The organism is Peribacillus huizhouensis (genome assembly GCF_014138605.1).
Lineage (GTDB): Bacteria > Bacillota > Bacilli > Bacillales > DSM-1321 > Peribacillus > Peribacillus huizhouensis.
In genome coordinates this window covers 304,452-323,890 of sequence record NZ_JACJHX010000002.1, presented here as the reverse complement: position 1 = coordinate 323,890, position 19,439 = coordinate 304,452, and the positions used below count along the sequence as shown (strand labels likewise).

At 41.2% G+C, this 19,439-nt stretch carries 15 protein-coding genes, 1 other RNA gene and 1 other annotated feature; of the genes, 15 read left to right on the top strand and 1 reads right to left on the bottom strand.

The genetic code is table 11. The features are described 5' to 3' along the window. The first annotated feature begins 179 nt into the window (after nucleotides 1-179). Nucleotides 180-2,375: a RelA/SpoT family protein gene (locus HNP81_RS04710; RefSeq protein ID WP_182501748.1), complete on the top strand. Its 2,196-nt coding sequence runs from the start codon at nucleotides 180-182 to the stop codon at nucleotides 2,373-2,375. 12 nt (nucleotides 2,376-2,387) lie between these two features. Continuing rightward, nucleotides 2,388-2,828 carry a D-aminoacyl-tRNA deacylase gene (gene dtd / locus HNP81_RS04705; protein WP_182501747.1) on the top strand — a complete coding sequence of 147 codons (441 nt, stop codon included), beginning with the start codon at nucleotides 2,388-2,390 and terminating at the stop codon, nucleotides 2,826-2,828. 372 nt (nucleotides 2,829-3,200) lie between these two features. Here dtd and HNP81_RS04700 read toward each other — a convergent pair whose 3' ends face one another. Beyond that, the gene (locus HNP81_RS04700) at nucleotides 3,201-4,904 is read right to left on the bottom strand and encodes an N-acetylmuramoyl-L-alanine amidase family protein (protein ID WP_182501746.1); all 1,704 of its coding nucleotides are present in this window, start codon (nucleotides 4,902-4,904) and stop codon (nucleotides 3,201-3,203) included. Nucleotides 4,905-5,028: 124 nt separating this feature from the next. Here HNP81_RS04700 and HNP81_RS04695 point away from each other — a divergent pair, with 124 nt between their 5' ends. The 13 genes from HNP81_RS04695 to HNP81_RS04635 all read left to right on the top strand — a co-directional run bounded on the left by HNP81_RS04695 (nucleotide 5,029) and on the right by HNP81_RS04635 (nucleotide 19,309). Then, nucleotides 5,029-5,208: a hypothetical protein gene (locus HNP81_RS04695; RefSeq protein WP_182501885.1), complete on the top strand. Its 180-nt coding sequence runs from the start codon at nucleotides 5,029-5,031 to the stop codon at nucleotides 5,206-5,208. Between the two features lie 103 nt (nucleotides 5,209-5,311). Then, nucleotides 5,312-5,548: a binding site (T-box leader), on the top strand. A gap of 336 nt (nucleotides 5,549-5,884) precedes the next feature. Then, complete coding sequence (hisS, locus tag HNP81_RS04690; RefSeq protein WP_182501745.1) at nucleotides 5,885-7,156, top strand: histidine--tRNA ligase; 1,272 nt, start codon at nucleotides 5,885-5,887, stop codon at nucleotides 7,154-7,156. Between the two features lie 12 nt (nucleotides 7,157-7,168). Next, nucleotides 7,169-8,944 carry an aspartate--tRNA ligase gene (gene aspS, locus HNP81_RS04685; RefSeq protein WP_182501744.1) on the top strand — a complete coding sequence of 592 codons (1,776 nt, stop codon included), beginning with the start codon at nucleotides 7,169-7,171 and terminating at the stop codon, nucleotides 8,942-8,944. Nucleotides 8,945-9,005: 61 nt separating this feature from the next. Further along, nucleotides 9,006-9,190: non-coding RNA, 6S RNA (gene ssrS / locus HNP81_RS04680), on the top strand. An 809-nt stretch (nucleotides 9,191-9,999) separates the two neighbouring features. Then, on the top strand, nucleotides 10,000-10,536 hold the full coding sequence (locus HNP81_RS04675) for an RNA polymerase sigma factor (protein WP_182501743.1): 537 nt from the start codon (nucleotides 10,000-10,002) through the stop codon (nucleotides 10,534-10,536). Continuing rightward, nucleotides 10,529-11,269: a hypothetical protein gene (locus tag HNP81_RS04670; protein WP_182501742.1), complete on the top strand. Its 741-nt coding sequence runs from the start codon at nucleotides 10,529-10,531 to the stop codon at nucleotides 11,267-11,269. Before HNP81_RS04675 ends, HNP81_RS04670 begins: the two co-directional genes overlap by 8 nt. A gap of 560 nt (nucleotides 11,270-11,829) precedes the next feature. After that, the gene (locus HNP81_RS04665; RefSeq protein ID WP_246399238.1) at nucleotides 11,830-12,972 is read left to right on the top strand and encodes a M20 family metallopeptidase; all 1,143 of its coding nucleotides are present in this window, start codon (nucleotides 11,830-11,832) and stop codon (nucleotides 12,970-12,972) included. Nucleotides 12,973-13,333: 361 nt separating this feature from the next. After that, nucleotides 13,334-14,104, top strand: a complete 771-nt coding sequence (locus HNP81_RS04660) for a tRNA threonylcarbamoyladenosine dehydratase (RefSeq protein ID WP_182501741.1) — start codon at nucleotides 13,334-13,336, stop codon at nucleotides 14,102-14,104. A 332-nt stretch (nucleotides 14,105-14,436) separates the two neighbouring features. Next, a complete protein-coding gene (locus tag HNP81_RS04655) occupies nucleotides 14,437-15,612 on the top strand; it encodes an ABC transporter substrate-binding protein (protein ID WP_182501740.1) in 1,176 nt (391 codons plus the stop codon). Between the two features lie 369 nt (nucleotides 15,613-15,981). Next, complete coding sequence (locus HNP81_RS04650) at nucleotides 15,982-16,860, top strand: branched-chain amino acid ABC transporter permease (protein ID WP_028392039.1); 879 nt, start codon at nucleotides 15,982-15,984, stop codon at nucleotides 16,858-16,860. 13 nt (nucleotides 16,861-16,873) lie between these two features. Further along, entirely contained in the window at nucleotides 16,874-17,848 is a 975-nt protein-coding gene (locus HNP81_RS04645; RefSeq protein WP_028392038.1) for a branched-chain amino acid ABC transporter permease, read from the top strand. Next, a complete protein-coding gene (locus HNP81_RS04640) occupies nucleotides 17,823-18,602 on the top strand; it encodes an ABC transporter ATP-binding protein (RefSeq protein WP_182501739.1) in 780 nt (259 codons plus the stop codon). The genes HNP81_RS04645 and HNP81_RS04640 overlap by 26 nt, the downstream gene beginning before the upstream one ends. Then, nucleotides 18,602-19,309 carry an ABC transporter ATP-binding protein gene (locus tag HNP81_RS04635; protein ID WP_182501738.1) on the top strand — a complete coding sequence of 236 codons (708 nt, stop codon included), beginning with the start codon at nucleotides 18,602-18,604 and terminating at the stop codon, nucleotides 19,307-19,309. The genes HNP81_RS04640 and HNP81_RS04635 overlap by 1 nt, the downstream gene beginning before the upstream one ends. Nucleotides 19,310-19,439: the final 130 nt, after the last annotated feature.

Sequence of the window (19,439 nt, the reverse complement as noted above, 5' to 3'; positions counted from 1 at the left end):
TCTTGACTTCCAATTGTAATACATGTCACTTTTTGCTGAATACCTGTACCTTCCATTTTGTCTTGTAGAAAGATGAAGCATCAGCGGCAGCACTAAATGTGGCTATTTTTTATTAACCTGATTCGAAAAAACCTTTTGATAGGCGATTCTGCTGGGTAAAGTGGGGTAAAGGTGATACGATGGCAAATGATCAAATTTTAACAGCTGAACAGGTTGTTGAACGGGCAAGTAACTATCTTCAACAGGATGAGACAGACTTTATTTATCGTGCCTATAAATTTGCGGAGCACGCTCACAGAGAGCAGTTTCGTAAATCAGGCGAGCCGTATATTATTCATCCCATTCAAGTTGCAGGCATTTTAACAGAACTTGAGATGGATCCTTCGACCATTGCAGGTGGATTTTTGCACGATGTAGTGGAGGATACCGAAGTGACGTTGAAAGATATCGAAACGCAGTTTGGTGAAGAAGTGGCGATGCTTGTTGATGGTGTAACTAAGCTCGGTAAAATTAAATATAAATCACAAGAAGAGCAACAGGCCGAGAATCACAGGAAGATGTTCGTGGCCATGGCTCAAGATATTCGAGTAATCTTAATTAAACTAGCTGACCGTCTTCATAACATGAGAACGTTAAAGCATCTTCCACATGAAAAGCAACGGAGGATTTCCAACGAAACATTGGAAATATTTGCACCGCTCGCTCACCGTCTTGGGATTAGTACGATAAAATGGGAGCTTGAGGATACAGCGCTTCGATATTTGAATCCTCAGCAATATTACCGTATCGTAAATTTAATGAAGAAAAAGCGGGCCGAACGTGAAGAATACTTAGATGAAGTCATTCAGGAAGTACGCAAAGAAGTAGATGAAGTGAAAATCAAAGCGGATATTTCTGGACGACCGAAACATATATACAGCATTTACCGCAAGATGGCCATGCAAAACAAGCAATTCAGTGAAATCTATGATTTGCTTGCTGTACGGATTGTCGTCAATAGCATTAAAGATTGTTATGCCGTGCTTGGTATTATCCATACATGCTGGAAACCGATGCCAGGCCGCTTCAAAGATTATATCGCGATGCCGAAACAAAATATGTATCAATCGCTGCATACGACGGTGATCGGTCCAAAAGGCGATCCGCTGGAAGTGCAAATTCGTACTTCCGAAATGCATCGAATTGCAGAATACGGGATTGCTGCACACTGGGCGTATAAAGAAGGCAAAGAAATTGATGAGCAATCTTCATTAGAAGAAAAACTCACCTTTTTCCGTGAAATTCTTGAATTCCAGGACGATGCGACGAATGCTGAAGAATTTATCGAATCATTGAAGATTGATTTATTCTCAGATATGGTGTTTATTTTTACCCCAAAAGGCGATGTGATTGAGCTACCATCTGGTTCGAATCCGATTGACTTTGCTTATCGCATTCACTCAGAGATCGGCAATAAGACGATAGGAGCTAAAGTAAATGGCAAGATGGTCCCGCTTGATAACAAGCTGAAAACAGGCGATATCATTGAAATTCTAACGTCTAAGCATTCCTATGGACCAAGTCCAGATTGGTTGAAGCTTACGCAAACTTCACAGGCAAAAAATAAAATTCGACAATTTTTTAAAAAGCAACGTCGGGAAGAAAATATCGAAAAAGGCCGCGAAATGGTCGAGAAGGAAATTAAAGCTTTGGATTTTGAGTTAAAAGAAATCTTAACTCAAGAAAACATCAAACGTGTTGCTGAAAAATTTAATTTCTCTAACGAAGAAGACATGTATGCGGCTGTTGGCTATAACGGCATCACGGCTGCACAAATTACCACTAGGCTTACCGAGAAATTGCGGAAACAGAAAGAAATGGAACAAGGGCCAACGATTACCGAAGCTGTTTCTGAACTTAAAACGATTCATAAATCGAAAAAACGGGAATCTGGTGTTCGCGTAGCAGGCATTGATAATCTATTAATTCGTTTATCAAAATGCTGTAATCCAGTTCCAGGCGACGAAATTGTCGGCTTCATTACGAAAGGCCGTGGGGTTTCTGTTCATAGAAGAGACTGTACCAATCTAAACACGAGCGAAGCAGAAAACCGTCTCATCCCGGTTGAGTGGGAAGGAAATCTGAATGATCGCAAAGAATACAATGTAGATATTGAAATTAGCGGCTTTGACCGTCGCGGTTTATTGAACGAGGTGCTACAAGCGGTCTATGAAACGAAAACGGACATCACGGCTGTATCTGGTAAGTCGGATCGCAACAAAGTAGCGACGATCAATATGTCCATTGCAATCCAAAATATTAGTCATCTGCAGAAGGTCGTCGAACGAGTGAAGCAAATTTCCGATATTTATTCAGTTAGAAGAATCATGAACTAAGGAGTTATCACCATGCGTGTTGTTGTACAGCGTTCTAAAGCAGCAAGAGTACTTGTGAATCATGAAACAATTGGTAGCATCGACCATGGTCTTGTTTTACTGGTCGGTGTTACACATGGCGACACAGCGGAAGACGCCGCATACCTCGCTGAAAAAATTACTAATCTCCGTATTTTTGAAGATGAAAACGAGAAAATGAATCATTCCCTACTCGACGTAGGTGGTTCAATCCTCTCTATTTCACAATTCACCTTATACGGCGATTGCAAAAAAGGCCGCCGCCCGAACTTCATGGACGCCGCTCGTCCAGAAGAAGCGAACGCCATTTACGAACTTTTCAACGAAGAATTTCGTAAGCGAAACATCCGCATTGAAACAGGCCAATTCGGAGCTAATATGCAAGTCGAGCTTACCAATGATGGCCCGGTAACCTTGATTGTTGAGAGTAAATAAGAAAGTAGACCAAAACTGGTTTGCTTTCTTTTTTTTGACATTTTCCGGTCATGTTTCATAGTTTAGCCTCCAAGTTGATAGACGCTTACCAAATAGGGAAGAACTTCCTTCTAGGTGTTGCTCATTTACATATTACGATCCGGAGCGCAAACTGAAAAAAGATGCGTCCTTTTTATCCGTTACGTGCCGCAAATCAAATTTGCGTGCCGGATTCGTCTCTTTACGTGCGAGAATGGGATCTTTTCGCGCCGGAGTCTCTACTTATCGAGCGCGAATCGAGATTTACGTGCCAGCACCCCATTTAGGAAGAGGAAAGAACAGTTTTGAACATAACCAAAAAACGTGCCCGGAGTAGGCACGTCTAACTTCATTTTATTTAAAAAACGTCATTAATCCATTATGAATAGCAGTAGTTACCTTTTCTTGATATGAACCTGAGGTGATTTTAACTTCCTCAATTGGATTGCTTAAATAGCCGAGTTCGAGTAGGACTGCGTTTTGGTCATTTTCTCGTAAAACATGATAGTCACCAAAACGATATCCGCGATTATTAATTTTCAAGCTTGAGCTTAGGGCATCGTCAAGAACTTTGGCAAGCGGCATTTGATAGGAATGATAGTAATATGTAGTAAAGCCGTTAATTCTCGTATCTTCAGTCGCATCGTAATGGATGCTAATATAGGCATCTGCCGCGTTTAGTTGTGAAATTCCCACCCGAGCTGGAAGTGTGATGTACGCATCAAGGCTGCGCGTTAATATAACGTTTGCTCCTGCTTGTTCTAGCTTTGCCTGAAGCATCCGAGCTGTTCGTAACGTTAAATCTTTTTCCATTGTACCGCCTACGCCAATCGTACCTGGATCGCTTCCGCCATGGCCTGGGTCAAGGACAATCACTTTACCGGCGAGATTTTTTTCTATACCGGATTGTTTACTTTGTTGGGCTTGTCCATCCGTTGAAACGAGCCAGCCTGCCACATAAGCCGTCTGTTCTGCGAGCTGGATTTTGTACCAGTCATTTTCCACGCCGAGGACGGAAAACGTTTCGCCCTTATTTGCACGAGCGAGTAAGGTAGTATTTGTATCTGGACCACTTCGCAAACTAGTACCATCACGAAGGATGACGATCGTGGAACTAGTAGGTTTTTCTTCCTTTATAGGTACGGTTTGAACCGATTTTCCTGGCTGTTGCAAATACCGAGTCGCAACCCAACCGGTTTTTCCAGATTCATATTGGATTTTTGCCATGTCGTTTCGCTCTTGCAAAATAGTGAAGGAATCCCCTTGATGAACAGTCGCAATGATTTCTCCATCGGTCGTAGCAAATTTCCGAACAACTAGTTCAGACGCGGTTACAGTGGCTTTTTCTTCACCGTCGATTGCAATGAATGATGTATTTACCCAACCACTTTCGCCATTCAAGGTAATTTTCCCCCACTCACCTTGAATGTCTTCGAATGAAATAGTCGCATCTTTTTTTAGTTTGCCAATTACTCTCCCGTCCTTAGAAGCAGATGCACGGACATTGAGATTGTTCGTTAAGGCAATTCCTGTCGCTTTAACAGGTTGTACGTTGGTAACTTTATTTTCAGTTCTACCCGCTTGGATAAAATCGGCAGATATCCATCCAGAAATCGTCTCGTTTTTAAAATGGATCCAATTATTATCTCGATCTAGGATGCTAATTTCAGTGCCACTATTTATATAACCTGTTTCTTCAAAAGTCGTGCCAGGGCCTTTGCGGATCCGTACATGATCAGACGTTACCGTTGCTTTTTCAAGACGCTTTGCACGTTCCGCATGATCGGCAACAAGATAGCCTGCAATCCAGCCCGATTTGTTTTCACCAAGTTTAATTTCCAGCCAATCATTCTCCTCAGAAACGACCTGATACGTACTTCCTCGGTAAACTTCTTCTACAACCGGGAAACTTAAAGCCGGACCTTCCCGTACATTGATCACTTCTGTATTGACAGTGATGTCTGAGTTACTTTGACCATATACAGGTTGGATCGAAAATCCACTTGATGTAAGAAGAGCTGCTGTTAGAATCCCGGCGATATATGTTTTAGTTTTCATGTCTTCCTCCTCGTTGAAAAATCGTCTAGCAATAAGTAATTCTACTTTGTAATAAAATTTCCTGTTTATTTAGGAAGAAAACTTGGAGGTTTGGGTAAAACTAAGAAAAAAGCAGGAGGGATGAATGATGAAATTTAGTGAAAAAGGGCAATTAAGCCTAGACCCAGCCAATCAACTTTCCGGTGTCGATTTCCGAGATCATTTACAAAAAGAACAAGATTCAACAATGTTTGAACTTGCATCAGAATATGGCTTAAATCAGCGAGAGGTACAAAAATTGAAAAAAAAGCTCGGTGGCCGTTAGTCTCTTTCTATTGGGAAATAATATGGCGGTATTGACAAGACTAGGTATAGTCCTTATTATTAATGAAGTATATGAGTAAAATTATTATATTTTTGATACATACAAACAACCAATGATGAAGAAAAGTAATTAAGAACCACATGAAAAGAGAAGAAATGCCTTAGGCTGAAAGCATTTCTACATGATGCCTTAATGAAGAACACTTCTGAGGTTTCACTCTGAAAAAATTTTTTTAGTAAGAGATGAACGTAGGACAGGCGTTAACTGTTTTTTAAGTGGAAGCATAATGATATGTTTCAATAAGGGTGGCACCACGGGAATTTCAACTCTCGTCCCTTGTAGCAGCAATGTTACAAGGGATGGGAGTTTTTTGTTGTATTAATCATTTCAGTAATGGTTGGACGAGTAAAATTATTGAATGGACTTAAACTTGGATACGACAAGACTTAGTGTAGTACTTTAAATGATTCCACTATTTAATTGGATTGCATGCAAAGTATCTTTGTCTGTCAGAAATACCCGGTGTTAAGGTCTAAATATATACGAAAATGTTTAATGGCTGAAAACAATTGTTATGTTGATCATTCCAGTAGTGTTTAGACGAGTAAAATTATTAAATATAAACAACAGAGTTTTACAATAAAATATCTGTTTATTCAATTAAGGAGGAAGCTTCATGAGCATTCAAATTCCAAGAGGTACGCAAGATTTGCTTCCGGGTACAACGGAGATTTGGCAATATATCGAGAAAACGGCGCGTGATTTATGTCGTCGCTATCAATATAAAGAAATCAGAACACCGATTTTTGAGCACACAGAATTGTTTTTACGTGGTGTCGGTGATACGACAGATATCGTTCAAAAGGAAATGTATACATTCAAAGACCGTGGCGATCGGGACTTGACGTTACGTCCGGAGGGAACGGCTGCTGTTGTTCGTTCGTATATTGAGAATAAAATGTTCGGTCTTCCGAATCAGCCGGTAAAATTATATTATATCGGGCCGATGTTCCGTTATGAGCGTCCGCAGGCAGGTCGTTTCCGTCAATTCGTGCAGTTCGGAATTGAAGCGTTAGGAAGTAAGGATCCGGCGATTGATGCTGAAGTATTGGCTCTTTCCATGGGACTGTATAAAGAGCTTGGTTTGAAAAAGTTAAAGCTTGTGATTAACAGTCTTGGCGACAAAGAAAGTCGAACAGCTCACCGTAATGCTTTGGTCGACCACTTTAAACCGCGGATTGGCGAGTTTTGTAGTGATTGCCAAAGTCGTTTGGAGAAAAATCCATTGCGTATTTTGGATTGTAAAAAAGACCGTGATCATGAATTGATGAAAACAGCACCGTCGATTCTTGAATATTTAAATGAAGAATCACGTGTGTATTTTGAAAAAGTTCAAAAGCATTTGACAGACCTTGGCATTGAATTTGTCGTTGATCCGACCCTTGTACGTGGTTTAGATTATTACAATCATACGGCATTTGAAATTATGAGTGAAGCGGAAGGATTCGGTGCGATTACAACGCTTTGCGGCGGTGGCCGTTACAATGGCTTAGCTGAAGAAATCGGCGGTCCTGAAACGCCTGGAATCGGCTTTGCCCTAAGCATTGAGCGACTAATTGCGGCACTTCAAGCGGAAAACGTTGAACTGCCGATTGAGCAAGGCATCGACTGCTACCTCGTTTCCATGGGCGATGCAGCGAAAGATTATACGGTAAAACTAGCGTATCAATTACGCGAAGCAGGTTTTACAGTGGAAAAAGATTATAGCGATCGGAAAGTGAAGGCGCAATTTAAATCAGCCGATCGACTAGAAGCGAAATTCGTGGCTGTACTTGGTGACGATGAGCTTGAAAAAGGAAAAATTAATGTAAAAAATATGGCGACCGGTGAACAGGTTGAATATGAACTAGCTTCATTTGTTGCTGAATTTAAGAAGCTTTACGCTTAAGGAGGAAATAGAATGTTTGGGAGAAGTTATTTTTGTGGTGAAGTAACTGAAACAGCAGTTGGCGAACAAGTTACATTAAAAGGTTGGGTCCAAAAACGACGCGACCTAGGCGGTTTGATATTTATTGATCTTAGAGATCGATCTGGGGTTGTCCAAGTTGTCTTTAATCCTGACATATCAAAAGATGCATTAGCGGTTGCGGATAAAATTCGTACCGAATATGTTGTCGATATTCAAGGGAAAGTTGTGACTCGTGACGAAAGCAACGTCAACAATAATATTGCAACAGGTAAGATTGAAGTTTTGGCAGAAGCTATCACGATTATTAATGAAGCAAAAACAACACCGTTTGCAATTGCTGATAAAACAGAAGTGTCAGAAGACCTTCGTTTGAAATATCGTTACTTGGATCTCCGTCGTCCGGTTATGTTTGAAACATTGAAAATGCGTCACCAAACGACGAAAGCCGTTCGTGAATACTTAGATGGTGAAGGTTTTCTTGATATTGAAACACCGATTTTAACAAAAAGCACACCAGAAGGGGCACGTGACTATTTAGTTCCTAGCCGTGTTCATGACGGAGAATTCTATGCATTGCCACAATCTCCTCAGCTTTTCAAACAAATGCTGATGGTATCTGGCGTTGAACGTTATTATCAAATCGCTCGCTGTTTCCGTGATGAAGACCTTCGTGCCGACAGACAGCCTGAATTTACACAAATCGATATTGAAACAAGCTTTATGAGCCAAGAAGACATTATGAATATGGCAGAAGCTATGATGTCAAAAGTCATGAAAGATGTAAAAGGAATCGACATCACCTTACCACTGCCACGCATGAAATATGAAGAAGCGATGAGCCGTTATGGATCAGACAAACCAGATACTCGTTTTGCTATGGAATTAATTGATGTATCTGAACTTGTGAAAGATAGTGGATTTAAAGTATTCTCTGGTGCTATTGCAAATGGTGGACAAGTAAAAGCTTTAAATGTAAAAGCTGGTGCGGCTGATTATTCACGTAAAGACATTGATGCACTAGGCGAATTTGCTGCTGTATACGGAGCAAAAGGACTTGCTTGGCTGAAAGTCGAAGAAGATGGCTTAAAAGGACCAATCGCAAAATTCTTCACAGAAGAAGACCAAGCACAATTAAGTTCAATTGTTGAAGCAGAAACAGGCGATCTTCTTCTTTTCGTTGCTGATAAGAAAAGTGTTGTAGCGGATGCACTTGGTTCACTACGAATCAAGCTTGGAAAAGACAGAGGCTTAATCGACAATAGCCAATTCAATTTCCTTTGGGTTACCGACTGGCCATTGCTTGAGTATGATGAAGAAGCGGGACGCTATTTCGCTGCTCACCATCCATTCACAATGCCATTCCGTGAAGACCTAGAAATGCTTGAAACAGACCCAGCAAGTGTACGTGCCCAAGCGTATGACCTAGTTTTAAATGGTTACGAATTAGGTGGCGGTTCATTACGTATTTTCGAACGCAATATCCAAGAAAAAATGTTCAAAGCGCTCGGCTTTAGTGAAGAGGAAGCAAAAGAACAATTCGGCTTCTTATTAGATGCATTCGAATACGGTACACCTCCACATGGCGGAATCGCATTAGGACTAGACCGTCTTGTGATGCTATTGGCAGGCCGTACAAACTTACGTGACACTATTGCCTTCCCGAAAACAGCAAGTGCATCAGACATGCTTACACAAGCTCCAGGTGCCGTAAGCAAGGCGCAACTTGATGAATTACATTTGTCAATTGTTGGGGAAAAACAAGAATAAATTCCTAGATAAATAATCTTGTAAGTGAATATTCAGTATGTTATGATGATTCCAACAAGTAAGAGTCCTGATGTGTTCGTTCTTTAACCGATAAGTTTTGACCGAACACTTATTGTTTTGGGAGCCCAGGTTTCTGCCCTACGCAAATGCCTCCATGAAAGAGGACTTGCCAACGATCAGAACAGCGCACCCACCTGCGAAGAGCGGGTTCAAAACAAAGGCGTAAACGGCACAATCGGGCCTCTTACTTCATAATATTAGATGATTAACCCTGCTCTTTAGAGTGGGGTTTTTTGTATGGATTTTTAATTGTCGTAAAGAAATTAGCTTTGGCGCGCAAATTAAAATCCGGCCCGTAATGATGGTTTATGCATGGCTCTGGCCGATATGACGTAGCTAACATAGCTAGTACCGAAATATTCAGCATCGGGGTTCATAAAAAAAGCGTAATTAAGTGGTTGAACCGTAGAGATTTAAGCTCCGGCGCGAAAATCGCCAATCTCGCTCGAAAAGTGATGATTTCGGCACGAAAGAGCTCCGTTCCGGACCGAAAAGAAGCCAAACCGGCACGTAAATTTGAAATCCGGCCCGTAATGATGGTTTGTGCATGTGCATTAGCTGATGTGCCGTAGCTAACATAACTGGGACAGCAACGGGGTTCATAAAAAAAGCGTAATTAAGTGGTTGAACCGTAGAGATTTAAGCTTCGGCGCGAAAATCGCCAATCTCGCTCGAAAAGTGATGATTTCGGCACGAAAGAGCTCCGTTCCGGACCGAAAAGAAGCCAAACCGGCACGTAAATTTGAAATCCGGCTCGCAAAGACGATTTGAACAGCGAAAAGGCCGTATGTACGGCTTCTATCTTGGCAGGTGCCGAATCATTCAGCATCGGGCTTATATAAAATAAGTCATCATGGGTAGGTTTATAGGAAAGAGTTGAGATTTATCTAGGGTAACCAACAAAAGATTTAATTTTTTTTCAAAAAAGCAAACTTTTCATGGCTAACTAAGGTATGTAGTGTAAAGGAATTAAAAGAAGGGGAGCAATCCAAGCTATGGAACTTAATGAAAAAAAGCTGATTCAAGATATATTAGGAGGTGACAAGGCTGCCTTCAAGAAGCTGTATGACATTCATTTCAACCAAGGAATGCGTACGGCGATTGCGATTACGAGGGATCGCGAAGTAGCGAAAGATGCCTTGCAAGAAACTTTCATCCGAGTGTATCGCAATCTATCTTCCTATGATGAGAGTCAACCGTTTGAACCTTGGTTTTATCGAATATTAATCAATGAATGCAACCGATTATTAAAAAAGGAGGCAAAAATCAAACAGTTGGTGCAAGCACAAAAGACAGAAGTGAATTCCAGCAATAGTCCAAAAGAGGAATATGATGATTTATATGAGGCGATTCAATCGTTAAAAGATATGTACCGCCATCCGTTAATTTTAAAATATCTTAAAGGGTTTACTGAACGCGATATTGCCACCTGTCTAGAAATCAATGTGAACACAATAAAAACCCGGTTATTAAAAGGAAGAGAAAAATTAAGAAAGCTGTTAAACGAGAAAAGAGGCGGTCAACATGTCTAAAAATTTGAACGAAGATGAAATCAAACAAACCATGCTGGAAAATACCGAGTATGACAGTCAGGAAAAAGAGGAAATCTGGAATAAGATCGAGTCGGAAATTAAGCAATCGGAACAGAATAACAAAAAGCAAGCTGTGAAGAAACGGTACGCCATTCTCATCACAGCAGCAGCTGCCGTATTTTTATTATTTGGAACGGAAACCGGTACCGGTTATGCCCTGATCGATAAGGTGAAGCAGTTATTTGTGCCAGAAAAGAAAGTGCCGCTGTCTATCGAAGGTACAGAGGAAGAAACAGATGTGACACTGAAAGAATCTGCTGACTATGTCATCTATGTAGATGAAGAACATTATCGCTATGAAGAAAAAGAAGGCTATGACCTGATCGTACCTAAAGTGGATTTACCGGAGCGATATCCTGAAGTTTCAATGGAAATTAGACAAATTTCCGATAAAAAACCAGATGAAGTGCTTAAAGACGTACAAGACGAATTAAGAAAATCATTTCCAGAATTGAAGGCACCAGAAAAAGTAACGACGCCTATAAAAGGGTGGATGTTGAAAGGGATTGCCGGAGTTGAATGGGATTCACCTGTATCGAAAACGTATATCATCAGCAATGGCCAAGCAGGAAGCTTCGTCATTAAACAAACCTACTTTTTAGAAGCGTCAGAAGGTCACGCTGTTCGATTTGATAACATGCTAAAAGAGTTTAAACTGATCCCAAAAGAATAAAGTGAAACTTCAATCACAGTGGGGGCTTCATCGCCCTCTGATGGTTAGTCCCATTCTAGTGTCGCAAACACCTCACTCCGCTTAGGTAAAGTGCCACTACGAACTAAGGTTCAATGAATCATAGAGCGACCTTTCGTCTTTCGACTATGTAACACATATCCTGTCGGCGAAAACTTACCAATCGGGTTTTTTGCCCGTTAATGCGATAAATCCGCGAAAAATTGGACGACATATCTAGTCATTTTCTTTGCGCAAACATATATATATAGCAAGGAACATTCCGAATATTAAATGAAATATGAAATATTAGATTGACGAAGTGTAAATAGTCGATTAAAATTATGTCAATTTGGTAAACAAAGCGTGCCAGGTTGTAGATAGGGATTTGCGCAAAGGGATTCTGTCGACGGGTGTTACGAAAGGGTTAAATCCTTTGAGGCATCGTCGTATATGATAAAGAAAGACCTTTATTACGCGGATGTTCCAATTTAAAGTAAAACCTTTTTTCTTGCGTAGTAATGAAGCAGGACAAGAGGTACAGACAAAGGGATGACTTTGAGATGAAATTGATAGATTATGTTTTAGCTGACAAACAGGAGGAAATGCTTCATTTTATTGAACAATTGGTGAATATAGATAGTGGTTCACATGTAAAAAGTGGTATTGATACGATCGGTTTAATTTTGAAAGGCCATTTTGAGGATATCGGTTTTGTGGTGGAAACGATTGAGCAAGAGGAATATGGGAATCATTTGATCATTCAGCATAATGAAGCAGTGAACCCGAAAATTATTATCGTTGCCCATATGGATACCGTTTTTCCGAAAGGCACAGTTGCTAAGCGCCCATTTCGAATTGAAGGGGACCGAGCCTATGGACCGGGCGTTGTCGATATGAAATCAAGCCTAGTCGAACTATTATATGCAATGAAATATATGAAAGAAGTAGGCAATGAAGGCTATAAGAACGTGCAAATTATCTTGAATAGTGATGAAGAAATCGGCTCACCGACGTCGCGTTCGCTCATCATGGAAAGAGCAAAAGGGAAAGAATTTGCACTCATTATGGAACCGGCACGCAAGGATGGATCTCTCGTTTCTGCAAGAAGAGGTGGCGGTCATTATACGCTGATTGTGAAAGGAAAAGCGGCACATGCAGGAATCGAGCCAGAAAAAGGGAGAAGTGCGATTGAGGAACTTGCGCATAAAGTGATTCAGCTTCATCACCTATCTGATCACGAAAAAGGAATTAGCGTCAATGTCGGTATGATCGAAGGTGGATCTGCCTATAACACAGTTTCTTCAAAAGCTGTTGCCCATATTGATATTCGCATTGCGCAAATGGATCAAGCACAAACTTTGCTTGAAAAAATGAAAGAAATTTGTTCATTCACATCGGTTCCCGGTACAAAAATCAAGTTGACCGGTGAAATCGGCCGACCACCGATGGAAAAAACTGAACAAACGAAGAGCCTTCTTGACATCATTCGCAAAGTAGGAGAAGAAATCGGCATAAAAGTGTCTGACACATCAACGGGCGGTGGCTCAGATGCATCATTCACAGCAGCAACTGGTGTTGCAACTGTAGATGGACTCGGCCCTGTCGGCGGTAATGCCCATAGTGATGAAGAATATCTAGAAATTCCAACCTTAACCGAACGGACTTTATTATTGGCCAAAACGATTCAAAAACTATCTGAATAAATGTGAGACCCCTGAGATGCCCGGGGGTCTTATATTATGTGACCAGATATTAAGATAAAGTAGCAAGCAGACTTTGAGATATACTGTCCCCAATCTAGACGAAATGCTCCGCTACCATAAATTATCCCGACTCCCCTACTTATATTTTATCCCGCATTAACGGGCAGTAAGCCCCCGACCTCAAGGCTTAGAGGAATCGAGGAAGCGGAGGTGGGGGATAACTGCCCGTAAAAGCCCGATTGGTTCAACTAACCATCAGTGGAAAAACCCCACTGATAGCAGTTTCACTTTACATTAGTTTATGTTATAGTCGTTTTTGGGAATTGTATTTATTAAGATAGTAAAGATGGAGTTGACACATATGTTACATCAGTTTTCGCGTAATGAGTTGGCAATTGGTCAAGAAGGTATAGAGCTGCTGAAAAATTCAACGGTTGCCGTGCTTGGGATTGGCGGAGTGGGTTCTTTCGCATCTGAAGCTTTGGCACGTTCAGGTGTAGGCCGTATGATTCTTGTAGATAAGGACGATGTCGATATTACGAATGTAAATAGACAAATACATGCACTTCTTTCGACAGTTGGTCAACAAAAAGTTGAATTAATGCGTGACCGGATTAAAGCGATTAATCCCGAGTGCGAAGTGATTGCAATGAAAATGTTTTATACAGAAGAAACGTACGAAGACTTTTTCAGTCACGGCATTGATTATGTAATTGATGCTTCTGATACAATCATCTATAAAATCCATCTTATGAAAGAGTGTCTAAAACGAGATATAAAGATTATTTCGTGCATGGGTGCAGCTAATAAAATGGATCCAACGAGATTCCGAATTGTCGATATTTCCAAAACGCATACAGATCCACTTGCAAAAGTGATTCGTACCCGTTTACGAAAAGAAGGCATCTATAAAGGAATTCCGGTTGTCTTTTCCGATGAAACGCCAATTGTCACAAGAGAAGAAGTCAATAAAGTGGTCGGTAAACCAGACGCGAAAATTCGTAAAGCGAAAATGCCGCCATCTTCCAATGCATTCGTCCCATCAGTTGCTGGCTTAATTTGCGCAAGTTGGGTCGTAGGTGAAATTACGAAAGAAGTGAAAGTATACCGCGTTGGCGACGTAATTGAATAATATCGGAGAAAAATGCTGATTTCAATCGGCATTTTTTTATGAAATACTTTTCGCTATTTTTTTTATAATGAAAAATATTGTGAAATATGAATAGTACCATAGAACACAAGTATTTTTGAAAAAAACACCTATTTTACAATATGATTATCCAATAGATCTCCATACATAGACCTGCGTATAAGTAACTATTCTCTTTAAAACGAGGTAGACGAACGAATTAGAATCAGTTACACTATTGTCAAAATATTTATTATATTTGGAATATTAACTTTTTGTTTAAAAAGTTATGACTTCCAAATGTTCCAACATTATAAAAATCAGGGGGTACACGCATGAAAACGAAAAAGCTAGCGGGAATTTTCATGTCGCTGTCACTAGGAGCGGCGCTATTATCCGGCTGTGGTTCTTCAGACAGTGCCGGGAGCAATGCAAGTGATGAACTATTGATTGGAGCAAACTTAGAATTGACTGGTGGTGTTGCTTCATATGGTCAATCGATTTATGAAGGGGCAAATCTGGCGTTTAAAGAAATCAACGAAAAAGGAATTAACGGGAAAAAACTGAAGTTTGTCAAATACGATAATAAATCTACAGCAGAAGAAGCGATGAATGGGGCTTTGAAACTGATCAATCAGGACAAAGTACTTGCTATCATTGGTTCAGCAACGAGTACGAACACGCTTGCTCAAGTAGAGTTGGCGAATAAAAACAAAGTTCCGATCATTACGGCAACAGGAACAAGTCCAGAAGTGACAGTGACGAAAGGGAAATTGAATGAATATGTATTCCGGACATGCTTTATCGATCCATTCCAAGGAACGGTTGCCGCGAACTTTTCTACGAAAAACTTAAGTGCGAAAACAGCAGCGATCTATATTGACAACTCAAGCGATTACTCAAAAGGGCTTGCGGCATCTTTTAAAGAATCATTTGAAGCAAATGGCGGCTCCGTTGTAACGGAAGAAGCTTATTTACAAAAAGATACCGATTTCCGTGCTACTTTAACACGGATTAAATCAAAACAGCCTGATTTCATTTACATTCCAGGCTATTACGAAGAAGTAGGTTTGATTGTGAAACAAGCACGTGAATTAGGAATTGATGTGCCGCTTATGGGCGCTGATGGCTGGGATTCTCCGAAACTATTAGAAATTGCCGGCGCTGATGCTCTAACAAAGACATTTATCACCAATCATTATTCTTCTGGTGATCCTGACGTGAAAATCCAAAGCTTTGTTGAAGCTTTCCAAAAAGAATACAAAGGCAAAAAACCAGATGCTTTCGCTGCATTAGGATATGACACAGCATACTTCCTAGCAGAAGCGATTAAAAACGCTGGCGAAGAAGTAACGAGCGAAAAAATTCAACAAGCACTTGCTGAAACGAAAAATCTGCAATTAGTATCAGGCACATTTACAATCGACGAAAACCATAACCCAATCAAATCAGCGACGATTTTACGATATGAAAAGGGCGAGCAAGTTTTCGAAACAAAAGTAAATCCTTAAGAAACATGAGGTTATTCGAAAGGGTCAGACCCACATCTTCTATTTATTGTTTATAGATAATCAAACAATAAAAGGTGTCTTGTGTGTGGTCAGACCCTTTTTGGATACACTCATTTCGGCTCCCAATCTTCACATCAGTAACTTGGGAGTTATAAATAAAAAATTTCCGTGTCTAGCTACAGCGCCCAGCCCGTCCGAGGTCAATGTTCTCCAGCCAAAAAGTCAAAGAGCGACTTTCTGGCTGGAGAAGCATTTGCTTGTCTGAGGCCCACAGGATGTGGGTTAGGACGGCGTTGCCACAGGATGTGGCGAACTTAGCCGTTCTTCCTTAATGGGCGCTTACGCTTTTCTGATAAGGGGAGTCGAGTGATGGAAATCATCCAACAACTAGTAAATGGAATTTCTCTTGGTAGTATTTATGCATTGATTGCTCTCGGCTATACGATGGTTTATGGCATTGTTAAACTGATCAACTTCGCACATGGAGATGTGTTTATGGTCGGTTCGTTTGTTGGCTTTTATTCGATTACGTTTTTACACTTATCTTTCTTTCCTGCTTTAATCTTGTCGATGGTCGCATGCGCCTTGTTCGGTGTTCTGATTGAACGGATTGCCTACAAGCCATTGCGGAATGCGACGAGAATTGCTGCGTTAATTACCGCGATTGGTGTGTCACTACTCATTGAAAATGGGATGATCTTTTTTAGAGGCGCCCAACTTGAAGCATATCCCAATGATATCTTACCTACGAATAAAATCAATTTACTTGGTGTTACGGTGGAAAGTAAATCATTGCTCATCCTCGGTGTTTCGGTTGCCCTCATGATCATTTTGCAATTTGTTGTTCATAAAACAAAAATCGGTAAAGCAATGCGCGCTGTTTCCCATGATGCAGAAGCCGCCAAATTAATGGGGATTAACGTTAATAACACAATCTCAGCCACATTTGCTATCGGCTCATCACTAGCTGGAGCGGCGGGAGTCATTTTCGGAACGTATTATTATAAGATTGAGCCGTTGATGGGTGTAATCCCTGGCTTGAAGGCGTTCGTTGCCGCAGTGCTCGGAGGAATCGGCATTATTCCAGGTGCGATGGTCGGTGGCTTGCTGTTAGGTGTGATCGAATCATTAGTGAGCGCAGCTGGAGGATCGCTTTGGCGGGATGGCGTCGCCTTTATTGTCTTAATTCTTATCCTCATTTTCATGCCTCAAGGAATTTTCGGAAAAAACAAACGAGAAAAAGTGTAGGGGAGACAAAGCGATGATAAAACTGAAACAGACAAAAGGTTTTTGGCTCTCAATTCTATTCGCGTTCGCCTTGTTTACGATCGTCCAAATCGTCATCTCGAGTGCATTAATTAATTTTTATATCGTCAATATCATTATGACGATGGGCATCTATATCATTCTTGCGGTAAGTCTGCATCTGATTATTGGCATTACTGGTCAATTTTCCATTGGCCATGCCGGTTTTCTTGCGGTCGGTGCCTATACGTCCGCGGTTTTTACGATGAAACTCGGTCAGCCACTATTGATTGGCCTAATAGCTGGTGGCCTTGCAGCGGCAATAGCTGGGATGCTGATAGGTATTCCGAGTCTTCGGTTAAAAGGAGACTATTTGGCCATTGCAACACTTGGTTTTGGCGAAATTGTTCGGATTACCTTTTTTAATATTGATTATATCGGCGGGCCGAGTGGCATGATGGTGTCACAATTAACAACATGGCCTTGGGTATTTGGTTGTATGTTACTCACCATATTAGTGATTCGAAATTTCACCAATTCCACTCACGGTCGAGCTTGTATCTCAGTTCGGGAAGATGAAATCGCCGCTGACGCGATGGGTATTAACACGACCTATTATAAAGTTGTCGCCTTTTTAATTGGCTCCTTCTTTGCTGGAGTAGGCGGTGCGCTTTGGGCCCATAATTTTTACATTATTCAACCGAGCCAGTTCGGATTCTTAAAATCATTTGATATTTTAATATTCGTAGTACTTGGCGGACTCGGCAGTATGAGTGGTGCCGTCATAGCTGCCATTCTACTCACACTCGTTTCGATGCTGTTAACAGAATACCCGGAAACAAGGATGGTCATCTATAGCTTGATTTTAATCATCACGATGCTGTACCGACCGCGGGGATTGCTTGGTACGAAGGAAGTCACGTCTTTATTTACGAACCGAAGAAATAAAAAAGGGGGACCTAAAGATGGAAACACACACACCGTTGCTTAAGGTTGATCAAGTAGGAATCCGCTTCGGGGGCTTAAAGGCAGTGGCGGACGTGAATATGAAATTATACCCAGGGGAACTCGTTGGCTTAATTGGTCCGAATGGAGCCGGCAAGACGACGTTTTTCAACTTGCTGACAGGTGTATACGTACCGACCGATGGGAAAATCTTTTTTAAAGGGGAAAACATACGAAAGCAACCTCCATATAAAATCACGAAAAAAGGCATCAGCCGTACGTTTCAAAATATCCGTTTATTCGAAGAGCTATCTGTCATTGATAATGTAAAAGTTGCCTATCATTCGCTCGCCAAGCATTCCATTCTAAGCAGTATTTTACGATTGCCCAATCATTTTTCCGGTGAAAAGGAAATGGAAGAAAAGGCGTTAGAGTTTTTAAAACTATTTAACTTAGACCAATTTCGGGACGATAAAGCGAAAAACCTGCCATACGGGCAACAGCGCCGACTTGAAATCGCCCGGGCGCTTGCAGCTAACCCGGAATTATTGCTGCTCGATGAACCAGCTGCTGGCATGAACCCTAAGGAAACAGCACAGCTGATGGACTTGATTGCCTTCATTCGTGAGAAATTCAATTTGACCGTCCTGTTAATTGAACATGATATGTCGCTTGTCATGGGTGTTTGTGAACGAATCTATGTGCTCGATCACGGACAGCTCATTGCCCATGGAACGCCTGAAGAAATTCGCAATCATCCGAAAGTGATCGAGGCGTATCTCGGCGAGGAGGTATCATAATGCTAAAGGTTGAAGATCTCAATGTGTATTATGGTAATATCCATGCATTAAAAGGAGTTTCGCTCGAGATCAATGAAGGAGAAATTGTCACGCTGATTGGAGCGAATGGAGCAGGCAAAAGCACATTGCTTAAAACAATTTCCGGCTTGTTGAAACCGAAACAAGGAAAAATCATCTTTGAAGGGAAGTCAATTACCGCTAAAGCAGCCCAAACAATCGTCAAGCAAGGAATCTCACACGTCCCTGAAGGCCGCCGAGTTTTTGCCAATATGACCGTAGAAGAAAACCTACAACTCGGGGCATATTTGCGAAAAGACAAAAAAGGCATCAAACAAGACATGGAGATGGTGTACGATTTATTTCCGAGGCTATTGGAACGATTGAAACAACAAGCAGGTACATTATCGGGCGGTGAACAACAAATGCTAGCCATGGGCAGAGCCTTAATGGCAAAGCCACGCTTGCTGCTGCTTGACGAACCATCGATGGGCTTAGCACCATTGCTCGTAAAAACGATCTTCCGGATCATTGAAGAAATTAACGTAACGGGTACTACAGTCTTACTCGTCGAACAAAATGCTAATTTAGCCCTCTCCATCGCCGACCGTGCTTATGTCGTAGAAACCGGCCGCATCGTTCTCTCAGGCAATGCCGAAGAACTCACATCAAGCGAGAAAGTGAAAATGGCTTATCTTGGTGGAAACTGATAAGAAGGGATACCCGAAACGAAGGGTCAGACCTCACATTTTATATATGGTTTAGATATTGTGCAGAAGTAGAAACACACTAAACCGCATATAGAGTGTGAGGTCTGACCCTTTTATTTTTATGTAACAA

What these genes read in the sequence shown, in the direction of transcription:
- aspS (WP_182501744.1), top strand. Translation starts at nt 7,169, where the DNA reads ATGTTTGGGAGAAGTTATTTTTGTGGTGAAGTAACTGAAACAGCAGTT.
- HNP81_RS04655 (WP_182501740.1), top strand. Translation starts at nt 14,437, where the DNA reads ATGAAAACGAAAAAGCTAGCGGGAATTTTCATGTCGCTGTCACTAGGA.
- HNP81_RS04695 (WP_182501885.1), top strand. Translation starts at nt 5,029, where the DNA reads ATGATGAAATTTAGTGAAAAAGGGCAATTAAGCCTAGACCCAGCCAAT.
- HNP81_RS04710 (WP_182501748.1), top strand. Translation starts at nt 180, where the DNA reads ATGGCAAATGATCAAATTTTAACAGCTGAACAGGTTGTTGAACGGGCA.
- HNP81_RS04645 (WP_028392038.1), top strand. Translation starts at nt 16,874, where the DNA reads ATGATAAAACTGAAACAGACAAAAGGTTTTTGGCTCTCAATTCTATTC.
- HNP81_RS04640 (WP_182501739.1), top strand. Translation starts at nt 17,823, where the DNA reads ATGGAAACACACACACCGTTGCTTAAGGTTGATCAAGTAGGAATCCGC.
- dtd (WP_182501747.1), top strand. Translation starts at nt 2,388, where the DNA reads ATGCGTGTTGTTGTACAGCGTTCTAAAGCAGCAAGAGTACTTGTGAAT.
- HNP81_RS04700 (WP_182501746.1), bottom strand. Translation starts at nt 4,904, where the DNA reads ATGAAAACTAAAACATATATCGCCGGGATTCTAACAGCAGCTCTTCTT.
- hisS (WP_182501745.1), top strand. Translation starts at nt 5,885, where the DNA reads ATGAGCATTCAAATTCCAAGAGGTACGCAAGATTTGCTTCCGGGTACA.
- HNP81_RS04650 (WP_028392039.1), top strand. Translation starts at nt 15,982, where the DNA reads ATGGAAATCATCCAACAACTAGTAAATGGAATTTCTCTTGGTAGTATT.
- HNP81_RS04665 (WP_246399238.1), top strand. Translation starts at nt 11,830, where the DNA reads ATGAAATTGATAGATTATGTTTTAGCTGACAAACAGGAGGAAATGCTT.
- HNP81_RS04635 (WP_182501738.1), top strand. Translation starts at nt 18,602, where the DNA reads ATGCTAAAGGTTGAAGATCTCAATGTGTATTATGGTAATATCCATGCA.
- HNP81_RS04675 (WP_182501743.1), top strand. Translation starts at nt 10,000, where the DNA reads ATGGAACTTAATGAAAAAAAGCTGATTCAAGATATATTAGGAGGTGAC.
- HNP81_RS04660 (WP_182501741.1), top strand. Translation starts at nt 13,334, where the DNA reads ATGTTACATCAGTTTTCGCGTAATGAGTTGGCAATTGGTCAAGAAGGT.
- HNP81_RS04670 (WP_182501742.1), top strand. Translation starts at nt 10,529, where the DNA reads ATGTCTAAAAATTTGAACGAAGATGAAATCAAACAAACCATGCTGGAA.